General features: G+C 73.1%; 21 protein-coding genes. 9 read left to right on the forward strand and 12 right to left on the reverse strand.

Annotated features, from left to right (window positions below):
* Positions 1 to 10 precede the first annotated feature (10 nt).
* On the forward strand, positions 11 to 1,444 hold the full coding sequence (locus DDJ31_RS29635; protein ID WP_127177335.1) for a glycosyltransferase family 39 protein: 1,434 nt from the start codon (positions 11 to 13) through the stop codon (positions 1,442 to 1,444).
* A gap of 141 nt (positions 1,445 to 1,585) precedes the next feature.
* On the opposite strand, the gene DDJ31_RS29640 is transcribed toward DDJ31_RS29635, so the two are convergent.
* On the reverse strand, positions 1,586 to 1,960 hold the full coding sequence (locus DDJ31_RS29640; RefSeq protein WP_127182546.1) for an NTP pyrophosphohydrolase: 375 nt from the start codon (positions 1,958 to 1,960) through the stop codon (positions 1,586 to 1,588).
* 150 nt (positions 1,961 to 2,110) lie between these two features.
* Complete coding sequence (locus DDJ31_RS29645) at positions 2,111 to 3,001, reverse strand: NAD(P)-dependent oxidoreductase (protein WP_127177334.1); 891 nt, start codon at positions 2,999 to 3,001, stop codon at positions 2,111 to 2,113.
* Between the two features lie 110 nt (positions 3,002 to 3,111).
* Here DDJ31_RS29645 and DDJ31_RS29650 point away from each other — a divergent pair, with 110 nt between their 5' ends.
* Positions 3,112 to 4,128: a hypothetical protein gene (locus DDJ31_RS29650; RefSeq protein WP_127177333.1), complete on the forward strand. Its 1,017-nt coding sequence runs from the start codon at positions 3,112 to 3,114 to the stop codon at positions 4,126 to 4,128.
* A 70-nt stretch (positions 4,129 to 4,198) separates the two neighbouring features.
* Entirely contained in the window at positions 4,199 to 5,185 is a 987-nt protein-coding gene (gene galE, locus DDJ31_RS29655) for a UDP-glucose 4-epimerase GalE (protein ID WP_127177332.1), read from the forward strand.
* 70 nt (positions 5,186 to 5,255) lie between these two features.
* On the opposite strand, the gene DDJ31_RS29660 is transcribed toward galE, so the two are convergent.
* From DDJ31_RS29660 to DDJ31_RS29675, 4 genes are all read right to left on the reverse strand, one after another.
* Positions 5,256 to 7,394: a 3-hydroxyacyl-CoA dehydrogenase NAD-binding domain-containing protein gene (locus DDJ31_RS29660; RefSeq protein ID WP_127177331.1), complete on the reverse strand. Its 2,139-nt coding sequence runs from the start codon at positions 7,392 to 7,394 to the stop codon at positions 5,256 to 5,258.
* Positions 7,391 to 8,617: a thiolase family protein gene (locus DDJ31_RS29665; RefSeq protein WP_127177330.1), complete on the reverse strand. Its 1,227-nt coding sequence runs from the start codon at positions 8,615 to 8,617 to the stop codon at positions 7,391 to 7,393. The genes DDJ31_RS29660 and DDJ31_RS29665 overlap by 4 nt, the downstream gene beginning before the upstream one ends.
* Positions 8,618 to 8,758: 141 nt before the next feature.
* Complete coding sequence (locus DDJ31_RS29670; RefSeq protein ID WP_127177329.1) at positions 8,759 to 9,787, reverse strand: LacI family DNA-binding transcriptional regulator; 1,029 nt, start codon at positions 9,785 to 9,787, stop codon at positions 8,759 to 8,761.
* A complete protein-coding gene (locus DDJ31_RS29675) occupies positions 9,784 to 12,153 on the reverse strand; it encodes a glycoside hydrolase family 2 protein (RefSeq protein WP_127177328.1) in 2,370 nt (789 codons plus the stop codon). The genes DDJ31_RS29670 and DDJ31_RS29675 overlap by 4 nt, the downstream gene beginning before the upstream one ends.
* A gap of 150 nt (positions 12,154 to 12,303) precedes the next feature.
* Here DDJ31_RS29675 and DDJ31_RS29680 point away from each other — a divergent pair, with 150 nt between their 5' ends.
* Genes DDJ31_RS29680 through DDJ31_RS29690 form a run of 3 tightly spaced genes read left to right on the forward strand, consistent with a single transcriptional unit; the run spans position 12,304 to position 15,388 of the window.
* Positions 12,304 to 13,620 (forward strand): ABC transporter substrate-binding protein, encoded by a 1,317-nt coding sequence (locus tag DDJ31_RS29680; protein ID WP_127177327.1) that lies wholly within the window; start codon positions 12,304 to 12,306, stop codon positions 13,618 to 13,620.
* Complete coding sequence (locus DDJ31_RS29685; RefSeq protein ID WP_127177326.1) at positions 13,617 to 14,561, forward strand: carbohydrate ABC transporter permease; 945 nt, start codon at positions 13,617 to 13,619, stop codon at positions 14,559 to 14,561. The genes DDJ31_RS29680 and DDJ31_RS29685 overlap by 4 nt, the downstream gene beginning before the upstream one ends.
* Positions 14,558 to 15,388 (forward strand): carbohydrate ABC transporter permease, encoded by an 831-nt coding sequence (locus tag DDJ31_RS29690; RefSeq protein WP_127177325.1) that lies wholly within the window; start codon positions 14,558 to 14,560, stop codon positions 15,386 to 15,388. The genes DDJ31_RS29685 and DDJ31_RS29690 overlap by 4 nt, the downstream gene beginning before the upstream one ends.
* Positions 15,389 to 15,485: 97 nt before the next feature.
* Here DDJ31_RS29690 and DDJ31_RS29695 read toward each other — a convergent pair whose 3' ends face one another.
* From DDJ31_RS29695 to DDJ31_RS29705, 3 genes are all read right to left on the reverse strand, one after another.
* Positions 15,486 to 16,796 (reverse strand): ribonuclease D, encoded by a 1,311-nt coding sequence (locus DDJ31_RS29695; RefSeq protein ID WP_127177324.1) that lies wholly within the window; start codon positions 16,794 to 16,796, stop codon positions 15,486 to 15,488.
* A 221-nt stretch (positions 16,797 to 17,017) separates the two neighbouring features.
* Positions 17,018 to 17,677, reverse strand: coding sequence for a response regulator transcription factor (locus tag DDJ31_RS29700; protein WP_093826775.1), 660 nt, complete (start codon positions 17,675 to 17,677; stop codon positions 17,018 to 17,020).
* A 209-nt stretch (positions 17,678 to 17,886) separates the two neighbouring features.
* On the reverse strand, positions 17,887 to 18,549 hold the full coding sequence (locus DDJ31_RS29705; protein ID WP_127177323.1) for a DUF3000 domain-containing protein: 663 nt from the start codon (positions 18,547 to 18,549) through the stop codon (positions 17,887 to 17,889).
* A gap of 144 nt (positions 18,550 to 18,693) precedes the next feature.
* On the opposite strand from DDJ31_RS29705, the gene hemE reads away from it, so the two are divergent.
* The gene (gene hemE, locus DDJ31_RS29710) at positions 18,694 to 19,761 is read left to right on the forward strand and encodes a uroporphyrinogen decarboxylase (protein WP_127177322.1); all 1,068 of its coding nucleotides are present in this window, start codon (positions 18,694 to 18,696) and stop codon (positions 19,759 to 19,761) included.
* Between the two features lie 3 nt (positions 19,762 to 19,764).
* On the opposite strand, the gene DDJ31_RS29715 is transcribed toward hemE, so the two are convergent.
* Positions 19,765 to 20,589, reverse strand: coding sequence for a rhomboid family intramembrane serine protease (locus tag DDJ31_RS29715; protein ID WP_127177321.1), 825 nt, complete (start codon positions 20,587 to 20,589; stop codon positions 19,765 to 19,767).
* Between the two features lie 125 nt (positions 20,590 to 20,714).
* Between DDJ31_RS29715 and DDJ31_RS29720 the strand changes: the two genes are divergently transcribed.
* Positions 20,715 to 21,038 (forward strand): hypothetical protein, encoded by a 324-nt coding sequence (locus DDJ31_RS29720; protein ID WP_127177320.1) that lies wholly within the window; start codon positions 20,715 to 20,717, stop codon positions 21,036 to 21,038.
* A 3-nt stretch (positions 21,039 to 21,041) separates the two neighbouring features.
* Here DDJ31_RS29720 and DDJ31_RS29725 read toward each other — a convergent pair whose 3' ends face one another.
* Positions 21,042 to 22,436 (reverse strand): FAD-dependent oxidoreductase, encoded by a 1,395-nt coding sequence (locus DDJ31_RS29725; RefSeq protein ID WP_127177319.1) that lies wholly within the window; start codon positions 22,434 to 22,436, stop codon positions 21,042 to 21,044.
* 59 nt (positions 22,437 to 22,495) lie between these two features.
* Complete coding sequence (locus DDJ31_RS29730) at positions 22,496 to 23,467, reverse strand: DUF4349 domain-containing protein (RefSeq protein ID WP_127177318.1); 972 nt, start codon at positions 23,465 to 23,467, stop codon at positions 22,496 to 22,498.
* Positions 23,468 to 23,694: 227 nt separating this feature from the next.
* Here DDJ31_RS29730 and hemG point away from each other — a divergent pair, with 227 nt between their 5' ends.
* Entirely contained in the window at positions 23,695 to 25,170 is a 1,476-nt protein-coding gene (hemG, locus tag DDJ31_RS29735) for a protoporphyrinogen oxidase (protein ID WP_127177317.1), read from the forward strand.
* Positions 25,171 to 25,172: the final 2 nt, after the last annotated feature.

Below are 25,172 nucleotides of genomic sequence, written 5' to 3' on the forward strand. Positions count from 1 at the left end.
CGTGCACCCCATGCTCGTCGCGCAGCTCGCCCCGGCACGCTCCGCAGCCGTCGCGCACGGCTACTGGAGACGACTGCTGCCCCTGCTGGCGACGCTGGCCTGCGTCACCCGCATCCCCTCCTTCACCCGCCCGCTGTGGAACCCCGACGAGGGCTATCTCGCCGTCCAGGCCCGGATACTGGCGCACGGCGGCACCCTCTACGAGACGGTCGTCGACCGCAAACCGCCGCTGGTGCCCTGGCTGTACGAGGGCGCCTTCGCCCTCTGCGGCTCCGGCTCGCTGACCTCCGTGCGGATCCTGGCCGTCCTCGCCCACCTCCTCACCGCCGCCCTGCTCGCCTCCCTCGCCCGCCGCCGCTGGGGCGACACCGCGGGCCGCGCCGCGGGCACCCTGTACCTGCTGGCGTCCGTCGGACTCAACCCCGAGGACGCGCAGGCCGCCGGGTTCGAGGTGTTCATGCTGCCGTGCACGGCCGCCGCCATGTGGTGCGCCGACCGCCGCTGCTTCGGAGCCGCGGGCGCCGCCGTCGCCTGCGCGTTCCTCACCAAGCAGACCGGCGGCGCGGTGCTGCTGCCGGTGCTGTGGCTGTGCGCCGCGCACCGGGGCAGGCCGCTGCGGCTGCTGGCCGGTCTCGCGCTGCCCGTCCTCGCGGCCGCCGCGGTCACCGACCCCGCCCGGTTCCTGTTCTGGACGGTCACCGGGTCGGGCGCCTACGCCACCTTCACCGGCTCCGAACTGCACGTCCTGGCACGGGGATTGAGCAACACGGCGATCCTCGCGGTGGGATGCGCCGGGCTGCTGCCACCGGTGCTGCGGGCGCTGCGGACCGCCCGCACCGGCGCGACCGACCTGTGGCTCTGGCTCGCCTCCTCGGCCGGCGCGGTACTCGTCGGCTTCCACTTCTTCGGCCACTACTACCTCCAACTGGTGCCTCCACTGGCACTGTTGGCGACCGCGGCCCTCCAGATCCTGCCCAGGGAACGGCTGTCGGCCGCCGTCCTCACCGCCTGCTGCTCCTGTGCGCTGTTCCTGGCCTGGGGCTTCCTCGCGCCGCGCACCGAACTCACCCACGTCCAGCGCCTCGCGCACACCGTCGCCGACCGGACCCGCCCGGGTGACCGCGTCCTGGTCTGGGGGATGCACCCGGAGACCTACTGGCTGTCGGGCCGCGCCCCCGCCAGCCGCTACCTCACCGCCGGACTCCTCACCAACTTCAGCGGAGGACGCGACGGCCCGCAGGTGGGGGAGGAGTTCGCGGTCCGGGGCGCCTGGACGGTCTTCCGGCAGGAGACGGCACAGCGCCCGCCCACCCTGATCGTGGACGACTCCCGCGGCCGGCCCTACGGCCCCGCCCACACCCCGACCCTGCGCCGACTGCTGGCGAACGGATACGAGGAGTCGGGCAAGGTCGACGGGGCGGTGCTCTACACCCGCGTCCCGTGACGGCACGGACCGACGGCGGTGCGGTCGGGCAGGGCCGTGTCCCGTGACGGCGGCGGAGGCACCGGCCCGCCGACGGTCGGTCTCGTGACGGCAGGCCGGCACCGGCCCGCCGGCGGTCAGGTCAAGTCAGGTCAGGTCAGGTCAGGCGGGCCGGACGGTGCGGGGTCCCGCCACGTCCGCGCCCAGCTCCGTCACCCGGCGCCGCAGCTCCCGGTCGGCGGTGACCACCAGCACCGCGCGTCCCGGCGCCCCGGCGACCAGGCCGACCATGTGGTCGTCCCCGCTGCCGGGCGCCGACTCCACCCGCACGCCGGGCACCGCCTCCACGCCCCGGGCGGCGCCCTCGACAACGAGCACGATCTCCACAGGCCCGGCCCGCCCCGGCACCCCGTCCGCCGCCAGCCGGTCCCGCAGCCGCTCGGCGGCCCCGCGCCGGTCCCGCCACCAGCCGTCGGGCACCGAGCCGACGACGTTGGCCGCGTCCACGATCACCAGCAGGGGGGCGCTGTCGTCCAGGTCCATCCCCCCAGGTTCGCACGCGTCACCGAACGCCCCGACCCGGACACCGCACGACGAGGCCGGCGGAGCATCCGTATCGGGCGCCGGCGCCCCGGGCTCACCCCACCCGCCGGTCAACCCGCCAAGGGCTCCCTCCCCGCCCACCCGTCAGCCCGCCCCCGGCCCCTCGAAGCTCGCGTAGTAGGCCGCCACCATGTCCTCCTCCCCGTGGCCCTGCGCGGCGGCCCGTTCCAGGCGGGCCGCGCTCGCCTCCGCCACGTCCAGGCGGACCCCGGCCGCCCGGCCCGCCGCGACGATCAGCCGCGCGTCCTTCGCCGCCGTCCCCACCGCGAACTGCGCCGGCGTCAGCCGGTCCTCGAGGACCAGCGCCGTCTTGGCGCGCAGGTACCCCATGTCCAGCGGACCCCCCTCGATGACGTCGAAGAAGCGCGCCGGGTCGACGTCGAGCGCCCGGGACAGGGCGAGGACCTCGCCCGCGGCGGCGGTCGCGGCGAGCACCCACCCGTTGGCGACCAGCTTCAGCTTGGTCGCGGTCCCGGCGGCGCCGTCCTCCCCGGTCCACACCGTGCGCGCGCCGACCGCCTCGAACACCGGCGTCACCGCCGCGCGCCCGGACACCGGCCCGGCCGCCAGCACGGTCAGCCGGCCGGCCTCCGCGGGCTCCCGGGTGCCGAGCACGGGCGCGTCGTAGAAGACCAGGTCGTGGTCGGCGGCGAAGGCGGCCAGCTCGGCGACGCCTTCGACACCCGCCGTCGTCGACTGCGCCCAGGCCGCGCCCCGCCGCAGCCCGGGAGCCGCCTCGCGCATCACCTCCAGGGTGGCGGGCCCGTCGTACAGCATGGTCAGGACGGTGTCCGCGCCCTCGACGGCCTCGGCGGCGCTGTCGGTGACGCGGATGCCGTCGGCGGCGAGCGGCTCGGCCTTGGCGCGGGTGCGGTTCCAGGCGCGGACGGAGTGGCCCGCGCCGGCCAGGTTGCGGGCCATCGCGGCCCCCATGATGCCCGTGCCCAGAACACCCACGGTGAGCTTGTCGGTCATGGCGTCGGCTTCCCTCTCGTACGGTGACGGCTCACCCCCAGCCTGCCCCGCGCGGCCGGTCCCCGCTCCCCGCCCGACCGCGCCGGACCCGCTCCGCTTAGAGTTGTCCGGTGAACGGCGACTGGCTCATCCGGGGCCGCGACGGGCGGCTCGGTGTCTATCTGACGGCGCGGGACGCGGTCCACGTCCGGGCCGAGTACGCGCCCGGCGGCGCCTGGACGCCCGCCAGGAAAGTGGGCGGCGACCAGATCCTGCTGCCGCCGCCCGCGCTGGGCCAGGGCGACGACCGCTACACCCATCTGGTCAGCTGGCGGCCCACCGTGCCGGGCGAGAACGGCCTGGTGCACTCCACCCACTTCAGGCCCCGGCTGGCGGCCCTCGACTGGGTCCCGATCGGCCACCCCGACAAGAAGGGCGCCCGCACGGGACCGCCCGCGGTCGCGGTGGACGCGCGGGGCCGCGCCCATGTCTTCGTCCGCGGCCAGGGCGGCGGGGTCGGCATGGTCGCGCAGAAGGAGAAGGGCGGCTGGGACCCCTGGCGCGACCTGGGCGGCCGGGACGTCCGGGACGAACTGACCGCCGTGACAGGGGAGTCGGGACTCGTGGAGCTGTTCGCGGCCGTGCCGGGCGGCATCCTGCACTGGCGGCAGGAGGAGGCGGGCGCCGTCCCGGTCGTCGAGGAGGCGGTGGAGGCGCAGGCACGGGCCGGCACCCTGTACGCCCTCGCCACCTCGGCCGACGCCACGACCCTCTTCTACACCGACGAGGCGGGCGACCTGTGCGCCTGGCGTCCGGGCGGCAAGCCGGTCACCGTGCTGCCCTCGGCGGGCCCAGGCCCGGTCACGGCCGTGCGCTGCCTCCTCGACGGCCACGACTGCACGGTCCTCGCCCAGCGCTCGGCGAGCGGCCGGGTCGCGTTCGCCGCGTACCCGACCGAGCACGAGTCGGCGGGTGCCTGGTGGACCGAGTCGGGGCCGCGGCTGCCCTCGGACGCCGTGGTGTCGCTCGCGCTCGACGCACGGGAGCGGGTGGTGGCGGCGACGTACGCGCCGTCGGACGGCACCCTGCGGCTGGCCAGGCGCAAGGACGAACCGGGGCTCGCGCTGGAGGCGTGGCGGGAGGTCTGACCCGGCGTGCGGCCCCGGCCGCCGGGGTGATCCATTGGTGCCGGGCGGCCGACGAAATAGGATGCACGGCATGACGTGGCTGATCACAGGCGGTGCGGGTTACATCGGTGCGCATGTCGTCCGGGCGATGCTCGCGGCGGGCGAGCGGGTCGCCGTGTACGACGACCTCTCCGCGGGCGACCCCTCGCACCTCCCGGACGGTGTCCCGTTCGTCAAGGGATCCGTCCTGGACGGACCCCTGCTGCGCGGCACGCTCACCGACCTGGAGGTCACCGGAGTGGTGCACCTCGCGGCGAAGAAGCGGGTCGGCGAGTCCGTGGAACGGCCCCTCCACTACTACCGGGAGAACGTGGAGGGCCTCCAGACGCTGCTGGAGGCCGCCGTCGCGACCGGCGTGCGCGCCTTCCTCTTCTCCTCGTCGGCCGCCGTCTACGGCACCCCGGACGTGGAGCTGGTGACCGAGGACACCCCCTGCGCCCCGGTCAACCCGTACGGCGAGACCAAGCTCGCGGGGGAGTGGCTGGTGCGCGCCACCGGTGTCGCGCACGGTCTGACCACGGCCTGCCTGCGCTACTTCAACGTCGCGGGCGCGGCCGACCCGCTCCTCGCCGACCCGGGCGCCGCCAACCTCGTCCCGATGGTCTTCGAGCAGCTGACCAGGGGCGCCGCGCCGGTCGTCTTCGGCGACGACTACGACACCCCCGACGGCTCCTGCGTACGGGACTTCATCCACGTCGAGGACATCGCCGCCGCGCACCTCGCGGCGGCGCGCGCGCTCGCGGGACGCGCGCCAGGCACCGATCTGACGGTCAACATCGGCCGCGGGGAGGGCGTTTCGGTGCGCGAGATGATCGCGCTGATCGGTGAGGTGACCGGCTACGGCGCCGCCGCCGCGCCCGAGACCGTGGCGCGCCGGGCGGGCGACCCGGCGCGGGTCGTCGCCGCCGTCGACCTGGCCCGCGCGGAGCTGGGCTGGACGGCCCGCCACGACACCCGCGCGATGGTCGCCTCGGCGTGGGCGGGCTGGTGCCACCGGCACCCCGAGGCCCGCCGCTGACCTGCGGACACCAGACAGAAGACAGAGGGGGCCTCCGCCCGGTGCGGAGGCCCCCTTCACGTCCCGTCGGTCACACCGGTACGGACGCCGTCCCCGGCGCGAGGAACGGCTTGCCGTTCACCCGCTGCGAGACGCCCTCGCGGTCCAGGTACGGCGTGATGCCGCCCAGGTGGAAGGGCCAGCCCGCGCCGGTGATCAGGCAGAGGTCGATGTCCTGCGCCTCGGCGACGACACCCTCGTCGAGCATCAGGCCGATCTCCTGCGCCACCGCGTCGAGGACCCGCGCGCGGACCTGCTCCTCGGTCAGCACCGTGTCGCCCTGCTTCAGCAACGCGGCGACCTCCGGGTCGAGTTCGGGCTTGAAGCCGTTCTCGGCGGAGTAGACGTAGAAGCCGCGCTTGCCCGCCTTGACGACCGCCGCGAGGTTCGGGGAGACCGTGAAGCGGTCGGGGAAGGCCCGGTTGAGGGTCTCCGAGACGTGCAGGCCGATCGCGGGGCCGACCAGTTCGAGCAGCACCAGCGGCGACATCGGCAGCCCGAGCGGCTCGACGGCCTTCTCCGCCACCGCGACCGGGGTGCCCTCGTCGATGACGTTCTGGATCTCGCCCATGAAGCGGGTCAGGATGCGGTTGACGACGAAGGCCGGGGCGTCCTTCACCAGGACCGCCGTCTTCTTCAGTTTCTTGGCCACGGCGAACGCGGTCGCGAGCGACGCGTCGTCGGTCTGCTCGCCGCGCACGATCTCCAGGAGCGGGAGGACCGCGACCGGGTTGAAGAAGTGGAAGCCGACGACCCGCTCGGGGTGCTTCAGCTTCGACGCCATCTCCGACACCGACAGCGAGGAGGTGTTGGTGGCGAGGATCGCGTGCGCCGGGGCGACCGCCTCGACCTCCGCGAACACCTGCTGCTTGACGCCGATCTCCTCGAAGACCGCCTCGATGACGAAGTCGGCGTCCGAGAACCCCTCGGCCTTGTCCAGGACGCCGGTCACCAGCGCCTTGAGCCGGTTGGCCTTGTCCTGGTTGATCCGGCCCTTGCCGAGCAGCTTGTCGATCTCCGCGTGGACGTAGCCCACGCCCTTGTCGACGCGCTCCTGGTCGATGTCGGTCAGCACGACCGGCACCTCCAGGCGGCGCAGGAACAGCAGGGCGAGCTGCGAGGCCATCAGACCGGCGCCGACCACGCCGACCTTGGTGACCGGGCGGGCCAGGCTCTTGTCGGGGGCGCCCGCCGGGCGCTTGCCGCGCTTCTGCACCAGGTTGAACGCGTAGATGCCGGACCGCAGTTCACCGCCCATGATCAGGTCGGCGAGCGCGCGGTCCTCGGCGTCGTAGCCCTGCTGGAGGTCGTCGTTCTTGGCGGCGGCGATGATGTCGAGGGCGCGGTAGGCGGCCGGGGCGGCGCCGTGCACCTTGGAGTCGGCGAGCGCGCGGCCCTTGGCGACGGCCTGGTCCCAGGCGTCACCGCGGTCGACGGCGGGCCGTTCGACGACGATCTCGCCCTTGAGGACGGCCGCCGTCCACAGCAGCGACTGCTCCAGGAAGTCGGCGCCCTCGAACAGCGCGTCGGCGATGCCGAGTTCGTGCACCTGCGCGCCCTTGAGCTGCCGGTTCTGGTTGAGGCTGTTCTCGATGATCACCGAGACGGCGTTCTCGGCGCCGATCAGGTTCGGCAGCAGCGTGCAGCCGCCCCAGCCGGGCACCAGGCCGAGGAACACCTCGGGCAGCGAGAACGCGGGCAGCGCCTTGGACACCGTGCGGTACGCGCAGTGCAGGCCGACCTCGACCCCGCCGCCCATGGCGGCGCCGTTGTAGTAGGCGAAGGTGGGGACGGCGAGGCCGGCGAGGCGCTTGAAGACCTCGTGGCCGCCCTTGCCGATGGCGAGCGCGTCCTGGTGCTCCTTGAGCAGTTCGACGCCCTTGAGGTCGGCGCCGACCGCGAAGACGAACGGCTTGCCGGTGACACCGACGCCGACGATCTCGCCGGCCGCGGCCTCCTTCTCGACCTGGTCGATCGCCGCGTCGAGACGGGCGAGCGAGGCGGGTCCGAAGGTGGTCGGTTTGGTGTGGTCGAAGCCGTTGTCCAGCGTGATCAGCGCGAACCGCCCGGCGCCGGAAGGCAGTTCGAGGTGGCGGACGTGCGCGGACGTCACGACCTCGTCGGGGAACAGCTCGGCCGCGCCCTTCAAAAGCTCAGCGGTGGTGCTCACTTGCTGCCTCCGGCGTCCTTGTGGTTCGGGTTCTCCCAGATGACCGTCGCGCCCATGCCGAAGCCGACGCACATGGTGGTCACGCCGTAGCGGACCTGCGGCTGCTCCTCGAACTGCCGGGCCAGCTGCGTCATCAGGCGCACGCCCGAGGAGGCGAGCGGGTGGCCGTAGGCGATGGCGCCGCCGTACTGGTTGACGCGGGCGTCGTCGTCGGCGATGCCGTAGTGCTCGAGGAAGGCAAGCACCTGCACGGCGAACGCCTCGTTGATCTCGAACAGGCCGATGTCGGAGATGGACAGGCCCGCCTTGGCGAGCGCCTTCTCCGTCGCCGGGATCGGGCCGTAGCCCATCACCTCGGGCTCGACGCCCGCGAAGGCGTAGGAGACCAGGCGCATCCTGACCGGCAGCCCGTTCTCGCGGGCGAAGTCCTCGCTCGCGATGACGGAGGCGGTGGCGCCGTCGTTGAGACCGGCCGCGTTGCCCGCGGTGACCCGGCCGTGCACCCGGAACGGCGTCTTCAGACCGGCCAGGTTCTCCATCGTGGTGCCCGGCCGCATCGGCTCGTCGGCGGTGACCAGGCCCCAGCCCGTCTCCCCGGCCTCCGGGTTGGTGTTGCGCACCGAGATCGGCACCAGGTCCTGCTGGATCTTGCCGTTGGCGTACGCCTTGGCGGCCTTCTCCTGCGAGCGGACCGCGTACGCGTCGGCGCGCTCCTTGGTGATGGAGGGGTAGCGGTCGTGCAGGTTCTCCGCGGTCATGCCCATGAAGAGGGCGGACTCGTCGACCAGCTTCTCGGAGACGAACCGCGGGTTGGGGTCCACGCCCTCGCCCATCGGGTGGCGGCCCATGTGCTCCACGCCGCCCGCGATGACGGCGTCGTAGGCGCCGAAGGCGATCGAGCCCGCGGTGGTGGTGACGGCGGTGAGCGCGCCGGCGCACATCCGGTCGATGGAGTAGCCGGGCACCGACTCGGGGAGACCGGCGAGGATGCCCGCGGTGCGGCCGAGGGTGAGTCCCTGGTCGCCGATCTGGGTGGTGGCGGCGATGGCGACCTCGTCGACCTTCTTCGGGTCGAGGCCGGGGTTGCGGCGCAGCAGCTCCCGGATCGCCTTCACGACGAGGTCGTCGGCGCGGGTCTCGTGGTAGATGCCCTTCGGGCCCGCCTTGCCGAACGGGGTGCGGACGCCGTCGACGAAAACGACGTCCTTGACGGTACGAGGCACGATGGCTCTCCTCCAGGGTGCGGGGTGGCACTGCTGCTGAGCGCGCGCTGAGCATGCGCTCAGTCCCATGCTACTTATCGGTAACGTAGCTGCACACCCCGGACGCCCCAAGCGGTGAACGTCACAGCGCGTCCGGCCCCCTCAGCCGCCGGGCGGCGCGGTCGAACCCCGGGGTGTCAGCACCGGCGTGTCCATCCGGCGCGACCCGGCGGCACCCCCCGGGACCAGCGAGAACAGGGTCCGCGCCACCTCGGCGCCGAACCCGTGCACATCGTGGCTCATGGCCGAGAGCGTCGGATGGGTGAGCCGGCACAGCTGGGAGTCGTCCCAGGCGAGCAGCGAGACGTCGGCCGGCACCGAGAGCCCCATCTCGGCGGCCACCGAGAGCCCCGCCACCGCCATGATGTCGTTGTCGTACACGATGGCCGTCGGCCGGTCGGCGGGCCCGGCCGCCAGCAGCGACCGGGTGGCCCGCGCCCCCGCCTCGCCCGAGTAGTCCGTGGTGACCTGCCAGGCCCCGGCCAGCTCAAGCGCCCCGGCCGCCTCGTCGAACGCGGCCGTCCTGATCGCCGTGTGCCCGAGCGCCGCCGCCCCGCCCACCCGGGCGATCCTGCGGTGCCCGAGCGCCCCGAGATACCGCACGGCCTCCCGGACGGCGGTGGCGTCGTCCGTCCACACGCTGGTCAGGCGCCCGGTCAGCGACGGATGCCCGACCGCGACCGCGGGCAGCCCGAGCCGCTCGGCGACGGCCACCCTGGGATCGTCGGCCCGGAAGTCCACCAGGATGGAGCCGCCGATCTGCCGCGACCGCCACCAGGTCTCCAGAAGCCCGGCCTCCTCCTCCACGTTCCGCACCAGCCGCAGCAGCAGCGAGCAGGAGTGCTCGGTCAGCACGCTCTCCACCCCGGACACGAACTCCATGTAGAACGGTTCGAGCCCGAGCAGCCTGGCCGGCCGGCAGATCGCGAGCCCCACCACGTCCACCCGCGACCCGGCCAGTGTCCGCGCCGTCGGATTGGGCGCCCAGCCCAGCTCCCGCGCCGCCTGGAAGATCCGCTCCCTGGTCGCCTCGGAGAGCCCCGGCTTGTGGTTGAAGGCGAGCGACACCGCGCCCTTGGACACCCCGGCGCGCGCGGCGACCTCCTTGATGGTGACGCGGGCGGTCGTCATCGGCCGTTCTCCACGCAGTACAGGGCCGCGCGGGCGGCGTCGGGATCAGGATCCTCCCAGCCCCGCACGCCGATCGTGACCCCCTCACCCGGCAGCAGCGTCACCAGACCGCGATCGGCCCGCGCCGCCGGGTCGAGCCTGTCGGCCTGGAGCAGCAGGTCCCTGACGAGGGTGCGGGCCACCACGGTCACCAGGCCGGGCGCCACCGTCACGTCGAACTCCGGGCGCGGATACGGGATCTCACGGTCGGGTGCCGCGAAGCGCAGGGCCCGCAGCCCGTCCGCGTCGGCCACCAGGAACTCCTTCGCCCCCTCGGGCGTCAGCTCCGTCGGCACGGACACCTCGGCGACCCCGCGCCCCGCCGCCCGGAACGCCACCTCCCGCTCCCCGAGGAGCGTGCCGTCGACCGACATCCGCCGCAGCCGCGCCACCCCGCTCCACATCCCCGCCGCCTGGTTGACCAGCGCGAGCACCAAGCCCCTGGGCCGCAGCCCGAGCGTCAGCAGCCGGTCGGCGTAGAGCCGCCGCAGCTCGTGGTAGAGCGGCTTCTCCCGGCCGTCACTGTCGATCGCCGCCCAGGAGGTCACCGGCCAGCAGTCGTTGAGCTGCCAGAGCACCGTGCCCGCGCAGGCCGGCCAGTGCGCGCGCCAGTGCTCGATCCCGGCGGCCACGGCACGGGCCTGGTTGACCTGGGTGAGGTAGTGCCAGCGGTCGAAGTCCCCTTCGGGCAGGGCGAAATGGCGGGCGAGTCCGCGGGCCAGCTTGCCGTTGCCGTCGTCGGCCTTCTGGTGGTGCAGCATGCCGGGGGAGTCGGCGTCGAGTTCCTCACCGGGCAGCGCCCGCCGCAGCGTCGCGTGGGCGGGCGGCGCCTGCCAGCCGAACTCCGCGACGAAACGCGGCACTTCGAGCAGGTAGTCGGCGTAGTCGACGCGGTTCCACACCTCCCAGGAGTGGTGGGTGCCGTGGTCGGGGTCGTTCGGGTGCCGCTCCCAGGAACCGGACCACGGACTGCCCGCCGTGTAGGGCCTGGTCGGGTCCGACTCGGCCACCACGCGCGGCAGCAGCCCCAGGTAGTACCCCTCGCCCCAGGACTCCCCGGCGAGCCTCGGTTCCCAGCCCCAGTCCCTGAACCCCCACAGGTTCTCGTTGTTGCCGTTCCACAGCACCAGCGAGGGGTGCGGCATCAGCCGCACCACGTTCTCCCGCGCCTCGGCCTCCACCTCCGCGCGCAGCGGCTGCTCCTCCGGGTAGGCGGCGCACGCGAACGGGAAGTCCTGCCAGACCAGCAGCCCGAACTCGTCGCAGGCGTCGTAGAAGTCCTCGCTCTCGTAGATCCCGCCGCCCCAGACCCGCACCAGGTCGACGCCGGCGTCGGCCGCCTGCCGCAGCCTGGTCCGGTAGCGGTCGCGGTCGACGCGGGACGGGAACACGTCGTCCGGGATCCAGTTGACGCCCCGCGCGAACAGCCGCTCCCCGTTGACCACGAGGGTGAAGCCGGTGCCGCGGGCGTCGGCCGAGGTGTCGAGGACGACGCTGCGGAAGCCGATCCGGCGCCGCCATCGATCCAGCGCCTCGTCCCCGTGCAGCAGCGTCAACTCGACGTCGTACAGCGGCTGTTCGCCGTAGCCGCGCGGCCACCACAGCCGGGCGTCGGGCAGTTCGAGGCGGACGGTGCCGGTGGAGCCGTCGATCCCGGCGCGCGCCCGCACCCCGCCGACCGTCGCCTCGACGGCCAACGGCGCCTCGATACGGGTCCGTTCGACGTCGATCCGCAACTCGACGACCCCGGCGCCGTCCTCGACGGTCACCAAGGGGCGCACCCGGGCGATCCTGGCCGTCGACCAGTGCTCGAGGCGCGCCGGACGCCAGATTCCGGCCGTCACCAGCGTCGGCCCCCAGTCCCAGCCGAACGAGCAGGCCATCTTGCGCAGGTACGGGTAGGGCTCGGCGTAGGCGGCGGGGCGTTCGCCGAGCCGGTCGCGGACCGCCTCGGCCTCGGTGTACGCGGAGGCGAACCGCACGGACAGCAGGCCGGAGAGCCCCGTCACGTCGAACCGGTAGGAGCGGTGCATGTTCCGGGTGGCGCCCAGCGGCCTGCCGTCGAGCAGGATCTCCGCCACCGTGTCCAGGCCCTCGAAGACGAGGTCGGTCTGCTCGGCCCCGGAGTCCGCGCTCAGCCGTGTCCGGTAGCTCCACTCGCGCCGCCCCACCCACGCGACCTCGGTCTCGTTCCGTCCGATGAAGGGGTCGGGGATCACCCCCGCGGCCAGCAGGTCGGTGTGCACGCAGCCCGGCACCACGGCCGGCAGGGCGGCTCCCTCGTGCAGCAGTACCCAGCCCTCGGTGAGCGGTGTCGCCTCCAGCATCCGCACTCCTAAACCGTTCAAGTCCAGCACCGGTCAGTTCTTGTTCAGCCTTGGCGAAATAGGGACTTTACCGGTTCAGAAAGCGCTGTCAGAGTGCCGAATCAGCCAACCCGCTCGTGCTCGTCCGTCCCCTGAACGGAGCTGATGCACATGCACCGCCGTACAGTCCTCGCCCTCGCCCTGGGAGCCGCCCTGCTGGCCTCGGGGTGCACCGGCACCGGAGGCTCGGCCAAGGGCGCCCGCGCCGACGCGCCCACCGACCCGGCCGCGGTGAGCGGCACCATCAAGGTCCTCACCCAGCGCACCGACCTCGTGCAGGACGGCACGATGAAGAAGTACGCGGCGGCCTTCAACCGGACGTACCCGAAGGTCGAGGTCGAGTTCGAGGCCCTCACCGACTACGAGGCCGAGGTCAAGATCCGGATGAACACCGAGAACTACGGTGACGTCCTGCTGATCCCGGCCGTCATCAAGAAGAACGACTACCCGAAGTTCTTCGCCTCCCTCGGCAGCACCGCCGAGCGCGCCAGGACCCACCGCTTCACCGGCTTCACCGACGTCGGCGGGAAGGTCTACGGCCAGAGCCCGATCGGCGTCACACCGGGCTTCGTCTACAACAAGAAGGTCTGGCGCCGGGCGGGCGTCACCCGGTGGCCCACCACCCCGGCCGAGTTCCTCGCCGACCTGAAGGCGATCAAGGCGAAGACCGACGCGGTGCCCTACTACACCAACTTCGCCGCCCAGTGGCCGCTGACCTCCTGGACCTACGTCGACGGCTCGGTCGGCTGCGACACCGGCGCCACCACGAAGCTCGCCACGGGCGACCCCTGGGCGAGCGGCGCCGACCTGCGCGTCGGCGACACCCTGCTCTACGACATCGTCCACCAGGGCCTCGCCGAGAAGGACCCGACGACCACCAACTGGGAGGCGTCCAAGCCCCGCCTCGCCAAGGGCGAGATCGCCACCCAGTGGCTCGGCACCTGGGCCGTCATCCAGTTCCAGGACGCCGCGCGGCAGGCCGGCACCGACCCCGCCGACATCGGCTTCATGCCGTTCCCCGCCCAGGTCGACGGGAAGTTCTGCGCGGTCGTCGGACCCGACTACAACCAGGCCGTCAACGTCCACTCCCCGCACAAGGCGGCAGCCCGCGCCTGGCTCGACTGGTTCACCGACAGATCCGGCTACGCCGCCGACAACCTCGCCGTCTCCCCGCTCAAGGACGCGCCCCTGCCCACCGTCCTGAAGCCCTACGAGGACCAGGGCGTCACCTTCATCGAACTGGACGACACCGAGGGCGCCGCCGTCAAGGAGATCGACGACCAGTCCGAGATCGGCATCTACAAGCCCGACTACCGCCAGGACCTGGTCGACCTCGCCCGCGGCGCCCGCAAGGGCGACCTGGACGGCTTCCTCGGCGGCCTCGGCGAGCGGTGGGCCGACGCGCGCCGCACGGTGGAGTCCCGATGACGGACACCGCGACCGGCGAGGCGCCCGCGCGCCTCGCCGCCGAACCCGCGCGGGCCGCCCCCGCCCCGCGCCGGGCCCGCCTGTGGCGGGGCGTCACCCCCTGGCTCTTCCTCCTCGTCCCGCTCGCGCTGCTGGCCGTCTTCACCTACGCGCCGATCGTCAACATGGTCGCGTACAGCTTCACCGACTGGGACGGGGTCAGCCCCGAGCTGCGCTGGACGGGCACCGGCAACTACACCGAACTCCTCACCCGGCCCGAGCTGTTCGAGGTGTTCTTCGTCAGCGGCTACTACCTGGCCGCGTCCGTGGTGCAGATCGCCGTCGGCCTGTACTTCGCGACGGTCCTGAGCTTCGACGTCCGCTTCCGCACCTTCTTCAAGGGCCTGCTGTTCTTCCCGTACCTGATCAACGGCGTGGCGATCGGGTTCGTCTTCCTCTACTTCTTCCAGGACGGCGGCACCCTCGACTCGGTCCTCGCGCTCTTCGGCCGGCACCCCGACCACGCCTGGCTCGGCACCCCGGTCTCCGCGAACGTCTCCCTCGCGGGCGTCTCCGTGTGGCGCTACACGGGGCTGAGCTTCGTGCTGTTCCTGGGCGCGATCCAGTCCATCCCGGGGGAGCTGTACGAGGCGGCCGAACTCGACGGGGCCAACCGCTGGCAGCAGTTCCGCCACATCATCGCCCCCGGCATCCGGCCGGTGCTGACCCTCTCGGTGATCCTGTCGATCTCCGGCTCGCTCTCCGCCTTCGACATCCCGTACATCATGACCGGCGGCGCGACCGGCACCGAGACGTTCGTGATCCAGACCGTGAAGCTCGCCTTCCAGTTCAACAAGACGGGCCTCGCGTCCGCCGCCGCCGTGGTGCTGCTGCTGATCATCCTGGCGGTCACCTGGCTCCAGCGGCGCCTGGTCCCCGACGACCGGGTGGACCTGGTATGACCCGCAGAACGGCCCTCCGCGCCCTCGTCCACCTGTCCCTGATCGGCGCGGCCGTCGTGGTGCTGCTGCCGCTGGGCGTCGTCTTCCTGACGTCTCTGAAGACCCCGAAGGAGATGGCCGACGACAGCGGCGCCCTGACCCTGCCCGACGACCCGCTCAACCTCCACAACTACGTGACGGCGTTCAGGGACGGCCACATGCTGCTGTCCTTCGCGAACACGGCCTTCATCCTGGTCTTCGCGATCGGCGGCACGGTCCTGATCGGCTCGATGACGGCGTACGCGATCGACCGCTTCCGGTTCCGCCTCAAGAAGCTGGTGGTGGCGCTGTTCCTGCTGGCCGCGCTGGTCCCCGGGGTGACCACCCAGGTGGCGACCTTCCAGATCGTCAACAGCTTCGGCATGTTCGACACCCGCTGGGCGCCGATCGCGCTCTACATGGGCACGGACATCGTGTCGATCTACATCTTCCTGCAGTTCGTACGGTCCATCCCGACCTCCCTCGACGAGGCGGCCCGCCTGGACGGGGCGAACGCGTTCAGGATCTACCGCACGATCATCTTCCCGCTGCTGCGGCCCGCGGTGGCGACGGTGGTGATCGTGAAGGGGATCGCCGTCTACAACGACTTCTACATCCCGTTCCTCTACATGCCGTCCGAGGACCTTGGCGTGATCTCGACGTCGCTGTTCCGCTTCCGCGGCCCGTTCGGCGCCCACTGGGAGACGATCTCGGCGGGAGCGATCCTGGTCATCCTCCCGACCCTGGTCGTCTTCCTCTGCCTCCAGCGCTTCATCTACAACGGCTTCATGAGGGGAGCGACGAGATGACCCCGGCAGGGGCGTGGGGAACCGCCTGACCGGTTCCCACCCCCGAAACCGCGCGAACCACCCCGAACCCGCCGGGCCGATCGCCGCGCGCGCCGCGTCAGGCGGCCTGGGCCGCCAGCGCCTCCACCAGGACCGGCGTCACCAGCTCCACCTGCCAGGGCCTGGCCCCGTAGGCGGTGAGCGCCGCCGCGACCGTCTCCGGGTCCGCCCCGCGCGGCGGCTCCCAGCACACCCGTCGCACGGTGTCCGGCGTGATGAGGTTCTCCTGCGGCAGATTGAACCGTTCGGCCAGCGCGGACACCCCGGCCCGCGCGGCCGACAGCCGGGCCGCGGCCGCCGGGTCCTTGTCTGCCCAGGCGCGCGGCGGCGGCGGGCCCGTCACCGGCTGCCCCGGCTGCGGCAGCGCGCTGTCCGGCAGCGCCTTCGCGCGGTCCACCGCGGCCTGCCACTGCTCCAGCTGACGCCGTCCCATCCGGTGCCCGAAGCCGTTCAGCGCGGCCAGCGCGTGGACGTTGGCGGGCAGCGCGAGCGCGGACTCCACGATGGCGCCGTCCCCCAGCACCTTGCCGGGCGACACGTCGCGCCGCTGCGCGATCCGGTCCCGGGTCTCCCACAGCTCGCGCACCACGGCCAGCTGCCGCCTGCGCCGCACCTTGTGCATGCCGGAGGTACGGCGCCAGGGGTCCTTGCGCGGCTCGGCGGGCGGCGCCGACGCGATCGCGTCGAACTCCTGCCTGGCCCACTCCAGCTTCCCCTGCCGGTCCAGCTCCTTCTCCAGCGCGTCCCGCAGGTCGACCAGCAGCTCCACGTCGAGCGCCGCGTACCGCAGCCACGGCTCGGGCAGCGGACGGGTCGACCAGTCGACGGCGGAGTGGCCCTTCTCCAGCACATAGCCGAGGACGCCCTCGACCATCGCGCCGAGACCGACCCGCGGGAACCCGGCGAGCCGTCCGGCCAGCTCGGTGTCGAACAGACGGGTGGGCACCATGCCTATCTCGCGCAGACACGGCAGGTCCTGGGTGGCGGCGTGCAGCACCCATTCGACGCCGTCGAGGGCGGCGCCGAGTCCGGAGAGGTCGGGGCAGCCGACGGGGTCGATCAGGGCCGTCCCGGCACCGGCGCGGCGCAGCTGCACCAGGTAGGCGCGCTGCCCGTAGCGGTAGCCGGAGGCGCGCTCGGCGTCGACGGCGACGGGTCCTGTGCCGGCCGCGAAGGCGGCGATCACCTCGGCGAGGGCGTCCGCGTCGGCGACCACCGGTGGAATGCCCTCGCGGGGTTCGAGCAGGGGTGTGGGCTCCGGGCCCGGCGCGGGATCCGGGGTACCCGAATCAGAGGATCCGCCGTCCGGAGGTGCGCCTCCGGCGGTTCGCAGTGAGCTGTCTGCTGCGGTCTCTTGGGCGTCGGTCACCTGTCAAGACTATCTGTGTATGGACAGCGCCCGTCGACGTAACGTTCCGTCGACGGGCGCCAAGGGGTCGCAAACCAGTCAGCTCGGTGAAACATCCGGTTCACGGGGGGTGCGGGAGGGGGCAGGGAGTGCGGGGAGACGGGGAAGACGGGGAAGGCAGGGAAGACGGGGAAGGCAGAGAGCGGGTGCGGGCGCCGTTCACCTCCGTGAACGGGGGTTCGTCAGTGGATGATGCCGGTGCGCAGCGCCACCGCGACCATGCCGGCGCGGTCGCCCGTGCCGAGCTTGCGCGCGATGCGGGCGAGGTGGCTCTTGACGGTCAGCGCGGACAGGCCCATCGAGACGCCGATGGCCTTGTTCGACTGGCCCTCGGCGACCAGGCGCAGCACCTCGACCTCACGGCCGGAGAGCTCGCGGTAGCCGCCCGGGTGGCTCGGAGCACCCGGGGGGCGGCGGTGCATCCGGGGACCGGCGCCGATGGGCGCGGCCCCGGGCCGGGTGGGGAGCCCGACGTTGGTGCGGGTGCCGGTGACGACGTATCCCTTGACGCCCCCGGCGAGGGCGTTGCGGACGGCGCCGATGTCGTCGGCGGCGGACAGTGCGAGGCCGTTGGGCCAGCCGGCGGCGCGGGTCTCCGACAGGAGCGTCAGGCCGGAGCCGTCGGGCAGGTGGACGTCGGCGACACAGATGTCGCGGGGGTTGCCGATGCGGGGACGAGCCTCCGCGACGGACGAGGCCTCGATGACGTCGCGCACACCGAGCGCCCACAGGTGGCGGGTGACGGTGGAACGGACGCGGGGGTCGGCCACGACCACCATGGCGGTGGGCTTGTTCGGGCGGTAGGCGACCAGGCTTGCGGGCTGCTCGAGGAGAACGGACACCAGGCCTCCTGGGGTGCGGGACGGCTTTGAAGGTCACAGACGTCTTCGGCACCGAACCCGGAGTCCTTTAGAGAAAGATCACGATCTAGTGAGTAACAATTAGTACAATTCGGACACGCGATCGATCGTTCGGCGCGCGAATCGGTTCGTTCGAGGCTGATGACTGACTGAAAGTGGCCGTATCGACAAAGAGACGGTCAATAGTCCGGTCACCGCGACTGAGGTCCCCGCCGCTGGGGCAGCGTGACGACCGACGCGTCCCCGGGACCGGCCGGCGGCACCCCGCCGATCTGCGTCAGCAGGTCGCACCAGGACATCAGGTGCCCCGCCGTGTCAGGGACCCCGCCGGACCCCTCCCGCGGCGTCCAGGAGGCCCGGATCTCGATCTGCGAGGTCGCCTGGCGCTCCGAGAGCCCGCCGAAGTAGTGCGAACTCGCCCGGGTGACCGTGCCGCTCGGCTCCCCGTACGCCAGACCGCGCCCCGAGAGCGCGCCGGTCAGCCACGACCAGCAGACCTCGGGCAGCAGCGGATCGGCGGCCATCTCCGGCTCCAGCTCCGCGCGCACCAGCGTCACCAGCCGGAAGGAGCCCTGCCAGGCGTCGTGCCCGGCCGGATCGTGCAGCAGCACCAGCCGGCCGTCCGCCAGATCCTCGTCGCCGTCCACGACGGTCGCCTCCAGCGCGTACGCGTACGGCGCGAGGCGCTGGGGGGCGCGGGTCGGCTCGATCTCGATCTGGGGCCGCGGCCGCGCCGTCCGCAACGCCTCCACCGCGGTCCTGAACGCGGGCGGTGCCGTACCGTCTCCGGGTCCTTCGTCCTCCCCCATGCCGTCCTTTCGGTTGTCCGACAGTCGTCCCTGTGCCGCAGCCATGCGGGAAGATTAGGGGACCCGCGCCCCCGTACGGGCCAGACACCCCGGCCCGTCGAGGTCACCGACGGCGAAAGGTCGACACGTCGATAATTCCTCCCGCACCGGGGTCGAAAGGCGCCCCCGCGCGCGTGGGAGACTCTTCCCGTGAGTGTCAACGACCGCCCCACGGGCCAGCCGCCGTCCGCCACCTACGACTCCGCCTTCCTCAAGGCATGCCGTCGGGAAGCCGTGCCGCACACTCCCGTCTGGTTCATGCGCCAGGCCGGGCGCTCGCTCCCCGAGTACCGCAAGGTGCGCGAGGGCGTCCCGATGCTGGAGTCCTGCATGCGGCCCGAGCTGGTCACCGAGATCACGCTCCAGCCGGTGCGCAGGCACGGCGTGGACGCCGCGATCTACTTCAGCGACATCGTCGTCCCGCTCAAGGCCATCGGCATCGACCTCGACATCAAGCCCGGCGTCGGACCGGTCGTCGAGCGGCCGGTGCGCACCCGGGCCGACCTGGCGCGGCTGCGCGACCTCACCCCGGAGGACGTCTCCTACGTCACCGAGGCGATCGGGCTGCTCACCCGCGAGCTGGGCGCCACCCCGCTGATCGGGTTCGCCGGCGCGCCGTTCACCCTCGCGAGCTATCTCGTCGAGGGCGGCCCCTCGCGGACCTACGAGAACGCCAAGGCCATGATGTACGGCGACCCCGAGCTCTGGGCCGACCTGCTCGACCGGCTCGCGGAGATCACCAGCGTCTTCCTCCAGGTGCAGATCGAGGCCGGCGCGAGCGCCGTCCAGCTCTTCGACTCCTGGGCCGGCGCGCTCGCCCCCGCCGACTACCGCCGCTCGGTGCTGCCCGCCTCCGCCAAGGTGTTCGACGCGGTCGCCGGGTACGGCGTCCCCCGCATCCACTTCGGCGTCGGCACCGGCGAACTCCTCGGCCTGATGGGCGAGGCGGGCGCGGACGTCGTCGGCGTCGACTGGCGGGTACGGCTCGACGACGCCGTCCGCCGGGTCGGTCCCGGCAAGGCGCTCCAGGGCAACCTCGACCCGACCGTCCTGTTCGCGGGCGCCGACGCGGTGCGCGCCAAGGCCCGCGAGGTGCTGGACAGCGCGGCAGGACTCGAAGGCCATGTGTTCAACCTCGGCCACGGCGTGATGCCGTCGACCGACCCGGACGCCCTCACCCGGCTCGTGGAGTACGTCCACGAGCAGACGGCCGGATAGCCCTCACCAGGAGTGCCGGGCCCGCGCGCGCCTGCCGAACAGCAGGCCGCGCGGCTCGGGCGGCGGTGGCGTGCCAGGACGCAGCGGCCAGGCGATCAGCATCCCGGCCAGGAAGCCCACCACGTGCGCCGGGTACGCCACCGTCCCGGCGGTCGAGACGCCCTCGCCCGACGAGTACACGGCCTGGAGCACGAACCAGAAGCCCAGCACCAGCCAGGCGGGCAGCCGCAGCGGCAGGAACACCAGGAACGGCACCAGCACCCACACCCGGGCCCGCGGGTACAGCACCAGATAGGCGCCCAGCACCCCGGCGATCGCCCCCGAGGCGCCGATCAGCGGGTCGCCCGAGTCGGCGTTGAGCAGCGCGAAGCCGTACGAGGCCGCGTAGCCGCAGACGACGTAGAACAGCGCGAACCGGACGTGTCCCATCCGGTCCTCGACGTTGTTGCCGAAGATCAGCAGGAACAGCATGTTGCCCAGCAGGTGCAGCCAGCCGCCGTGCAGGAACATCGCGGTGAACACCGAGAGCGGCGGCGACTTGTCGTACGTCGGCGGCGCCACCACGCACCCGGCGCCGTGCGCCCCGGCACCGACCTCGCCGGTCGGCACCAGCCGCGGCAGCTGATCGTGGATCAACTCCCGCGGCACCATGGCCCAGTGGTCGAGGAACCCCTGGAGATGGCACATCTGCGACAGCCCGCTGTCGCCCGCCACGGAACCGGCCAGGCCGGGCGTGTACAGGAACACCAGGACGTTCGCGAAGATCAGCGCATACGTCACATAGGGGGTGCGGCGCACGGGGTTGACGTCATGGACGGGTATGACCACACGGAAGTACTGCCCGCGATGCGCCGGGCGAACCGGTGAACGCCCGCGTCCGCCTGTGCGTATGTCTCCTCAACCGCCCGCGGCCCGGGGAAGGCGTGCCGTGGGGACGACGTGAGGATCAGACGATGAACGACCGAGTCACCCCCACCATGCAGGCGCTGCCCGACGGCGAGGCGGAGATCGCGCTCGTGCTCAGGCTGCCCTGGGAGGACGTGGCCAGGCTGGGCCAGGAGGCCGGCCGGCTCGCGTCCCAGATGCAGCGGCCGGTCACCCTCGACGAGGCGGTGAGCAACCGGCTGCGCTCCACCCGCCCGGCCGCGCACGCCAAACCGGCGGGCGAGCAGCCGACCGCGGTGACGCCCCCGCCCGCCTCCGTCTCCTCGCTGCCGCCCCGGCCGCCCGCCGAACAGGCCCGCCAGGCCATCGAACGCATCAACGGGACGGCGTGAGCCTCACGTCCCCCGCACCTTCACCGCCGCCTTGCGGGCGGCCACCAGGACCGGGTCCCAGACCGGCGAGAACGGAGGCGCGTACCCGAGGTCGAGCGCCGTCATCTGCTCCACCGTCATCCGGGCCGTGAGGGCCACCGCCGCGACGTCCACGCGCTTGGCGGCACCCTCGCGGCCGACGATCTGCACACCCAGGAGCCGCCCGGTGCGCCGCTCGGCGATCATCTTCACCGTCATGACGGCCGCGTTCGGGTAGTAGCCCGCGCTGTTGGTCGACTCCACGGTCACCGTCTCGAAGCGCAGGCCCACCCGGCGGGCGTCCTTCTCACGCAGCCCGGTACGGGCGATCTCCAGGTCGCACACCTTGCTGAGGGCCGTGCCGACCACGCCGGGGAACGTCGCGTAGTCGCCGCCGACGTTGCTCCCGATCACCTGGCCGTGCTTGTTGGCGTGGGTGCCGAGCGCGATGTGCCGCTCCTGCCCCGAGACCAGGTCGAGGACCTCGACGCAGTCGCCGCCCGCCCAGATGTCCTCATGGCCGCGCACCCGCATCGCCAGGTCGGTCAGCAGCCCGCCGTGCGCCCCCAGCGGCAGCCCGGCCGCCGCCGCGAGCGACGTCTCGGGACGCACCCCGATGCCCAGCACCACCACGTCCGCCGGGTAGCGGGCGTCCGCCGTGACCACCTCCCGCACCCGGCCGTCCCCGTCCGTCAGCAACTCCGTGACCTCGGCGTCGTCGACCATCGTGATGCCGAGGTCGGTCATCGCCCGGTGCACCAGCCGGCCCATGTCCGGGTCCAGGGTCGCCATCGGCTCGCTGCCCCGGTTGACGACCGTCACCTCGTAGCCGCGCTTCAGGAGCGCCTCGGCCATCTCCACGCCGATGTAGCCCGCCCCGACGACCACCGCACGGCTGCCACGCGTGCGCGTGAGCGTGTCGAGCAGCGCCTGACCGTCCTCCAGTGTCTGCACCCCGTGCACCCCGGCCGCGTCCATCCCGGGCAGCTCGGGCCGCACCGGCCTGGCCCCGGTCGCGATCACCAGCTTGTCGTACGACGTCCAGGACGCGTCGCCCGACGCGACGTCACGCGCGCGTACCCGCCGCCGCGCCACGTCGATCTCCGTGACCTCGGTGCCCATCCGCAGGTCGATGTCACGGGCCCGGTGCTCCTCGGGGGTACGCGCGACGAGCGCGTCCCGCTCCGTCACGTCGCCGCCCACCCAGTACGGGATCCCGCACGCCGAGTAGGAGCTGAAACGGCCCCGTTCGAACGCCACGATCTCCAACTCGTCCGCACTCCTGAGCCGTCGGGCCTGCGACGCCGCGGACATGCCCGCGGCGTCCCCGCCGATCACGACCAGCCGCTCCCGAACCGTCTTCCCGGTCTGCTTGTCCATGGGCCCACGCTAGGCCGTGTCGTGTGGATCATGCAGGCGGTCGCGGGCCTGGCCCCGGGTCAGTCCTGCCGAGGACCGGTCCACGGCACCTGCCCGGCCGGCGGGACGGCCGAGGTGACCTGCGCGGACGGTACCGTCTCACGGCCGGGACGGCGGCGCAGCGCCGGACGCACCAGGCGCAGCCACGCCAGCGCCACCAGCCCCGCCACCACTGCGAACGGCAGCACCGCGCCGATCACCAGGCCGACCCAGCGCAGCGTCAGCCCCAGCGCCGACGTGCCGCCCGCCAGGGCGTCGAGGAACCCCGCCTCGTGCGAGGTCTTCCGCACCGGCGTCTCCGTCAGCTCCAGGGTGATCGTCGCCAGGCTGGTGCGGTCCTTCAGGGACGCCTGCCGGGCGAGCAGCGCCTCGAGATCGGCCTCCCGGTCGCTCAACTGGCCTTCGAGGGCCACCACGTCGCTCAGTTTCGTCGCCCGGTCCATCAGCTCCCGCACCCGGGTGACGCTGGCCCGCCGCGACCTGATGCGGCTCTCCACGTCCACGACCTGGTCGCCGACGTCCCGCGCCTGCGCCGTCCGCTCGATGAGCCGGCCCGCGCCCTGGAGCCCGTCGAGCACCGCGTCGTACCTCTCGACCGGCACCCGCAGGACCGCCCTGGTCCGCTCGTGGTCCTCCTCGTCCCGGTCGGTGGTCTCCTCACCGACGTAGCCGCCCGCGTCCACGGTCGCCGCGCGCGCCTGGGCGAGGGCCTTGTCCACGTCCTCGACCTGGACGGTCAGCGACGCGGTGCGGATGACGCGGTCCGCCGGGAGCTTCGGCGAGCCGCTCGCCGCCGCGCCGCCCGGCACGGCCGCCTTCGCGTTCCCCTGCCCGGCGTCCGGCGCGGCAGCCTTCGCGTCGCCCTGCCCGGCGTCCGCGGCCGAGCCCGCGGAGGAGTCGCCGCCCGCCGAGCAGCCGGCCAGCGCGAGCGCGGCGGCCAGCAGCAGCCCGGACAGGGCGTGAACGGGACGGACGGAACGTCGTGTACGCATCGTGGAAGTACCCCCGAGGGTCTCGTGACCGACTGACGCACCTTTGACGCCCGGTCCCCTCGAAACGTTGGACCCCCTCGGTCCCGATGCGATCACGGTCAGGACTCGTCCAGGGCACCGGGACATCGGGACTCGTCCAGGGCGCCAGGACCCCTCCGGGGCACCGGGACCCGTTCAGGGCACCGGCCCGCCGACCGGCTGTCAGTGCGGTCTGAGACGCTGGGGGCATGCGCGAAGTGGAGAGTCGTACCAAGCCCCGGCGGGTCGTCGTGGTCGGAGCCGGCATCGCCGGGCTCGCCGCCGCGCACCGGCTCCTGGAGCGCGGCGCGCGGGTCACGGTGGTGGAGGCGTCCGAGCGGGTCGGCGGCAAGCTGCTGACCGGCGAGATCGCGGGCGCCCGGGTCGACCTCGGCGCCGAGTCGATGCTGGCCCGCAGACCGGAGGCGATCACCCTCGCCCGCGAGGTCGGCCTCGCCGACGCCCTCCAGCCGCCGGCCACCGCGACCGCGTCGATCTGGACCCGCGGCGCCCTGCGCCCGATGCCCAAGGGCCACGTCATGGGCGTACCCGGCACCGCCGCCGCCCTCGCGGGCCTGCTGACCGAGGAGGGCCTCGCCCGCATCGAACGCGACGCCGACCTGCCGCGCACCGAGGTCGGCGAGGACATCGCCGTCGGCGCGTACGTCGCCGCCCGCCTCGGCCGCGAGGTCGTCGACCGGCTGGTGGAACCCCTGCTGGGCGGGGTGTACGCGGGCGACGCCTACCGCATCTCGCTGCGCTCCGCCGTCCCGCAGCTCTACCGCGCCGCCCTCAGCCACACCTCACTCACCGAGGCGGTCCGCGAGATCCAGGCACGGACCGCGACCGCGACCGTTCCGCAGACCGGCCCGGTCTTCATGGGGCTCAGAGGCGGCGTCGGCGGCCTCCCGCCCGCCGTCGCCGCGTCGGTCCGCGCGCGCGGCGCCGAGATCCTCACCGGCACCCCCGTCACCGAACTGCGCAGGACCACGGCGGCCGGAGCCGACGGCCCCACCTGGCGGGTGGTCGCGGGCGACCGCGTCCTGCACGCCGACGCCGACGCCGTCGTCGTCGCCGTCCCCGCCCCGGCCGCCGCCACGCTGCTGCGCGCCGAGGCGCCCGCCGCCGCGGCCGAACTGGCCGCCGTCGAGTACGCCTCCATGGCCCTGGTCACCCTCGCCTACCGGCGGGCCGGCACCGCGCTCCCCGACGGCAGCGGCTTCCTGGTGCCGCCCGTCGACGGCCGCACCATCAAGGCGTCCACCTTCGCCTCCCGCAAGTGGGCCTGGATCGACGAGGAGAACCCCGACCTGCTCGTCCTGCGCACCTCGGTCGGCCGCTACGGCGAGACGGCGATCCTCGACCGCGACGACGCCGGCCTGGTCGACGTCTCCCGCCACGACCTGCGCGAGGCCACCGGCCTGACCGCCACCCCCGTCGCGGCCCGCGTCACCCGCTGGACCGACGGCCTGCCCCAGTACCCGGTCGGCCACCACGCGCGCGTGGCCCGCGTCCGCGCGCACGTCGCCGCCCTGCCCGGCCTCGCCGTCTGCGGCGCCCCCTACGACGGCGTCGGCATCCCGGCCTGCGTCGCGAGCGCCTACGCGGCCGTGGACCAGGTCACCGGTGTGCCGCGGGTCACCGCCGACCCGGTGCCGAGCGCGCCGGGCGCGGCGGGAGAATAGCC

The organism is Streptomyces griseoviridis (genome assembly GCF_005222485.1).
GTDB classification, from domain to species: domain Bacteria; phylum Actinomycetota; class Actinomycetes; order Streptomycetales; family Streptomycetaceae; genus Streptomyces; species Streptomyces hintoniae.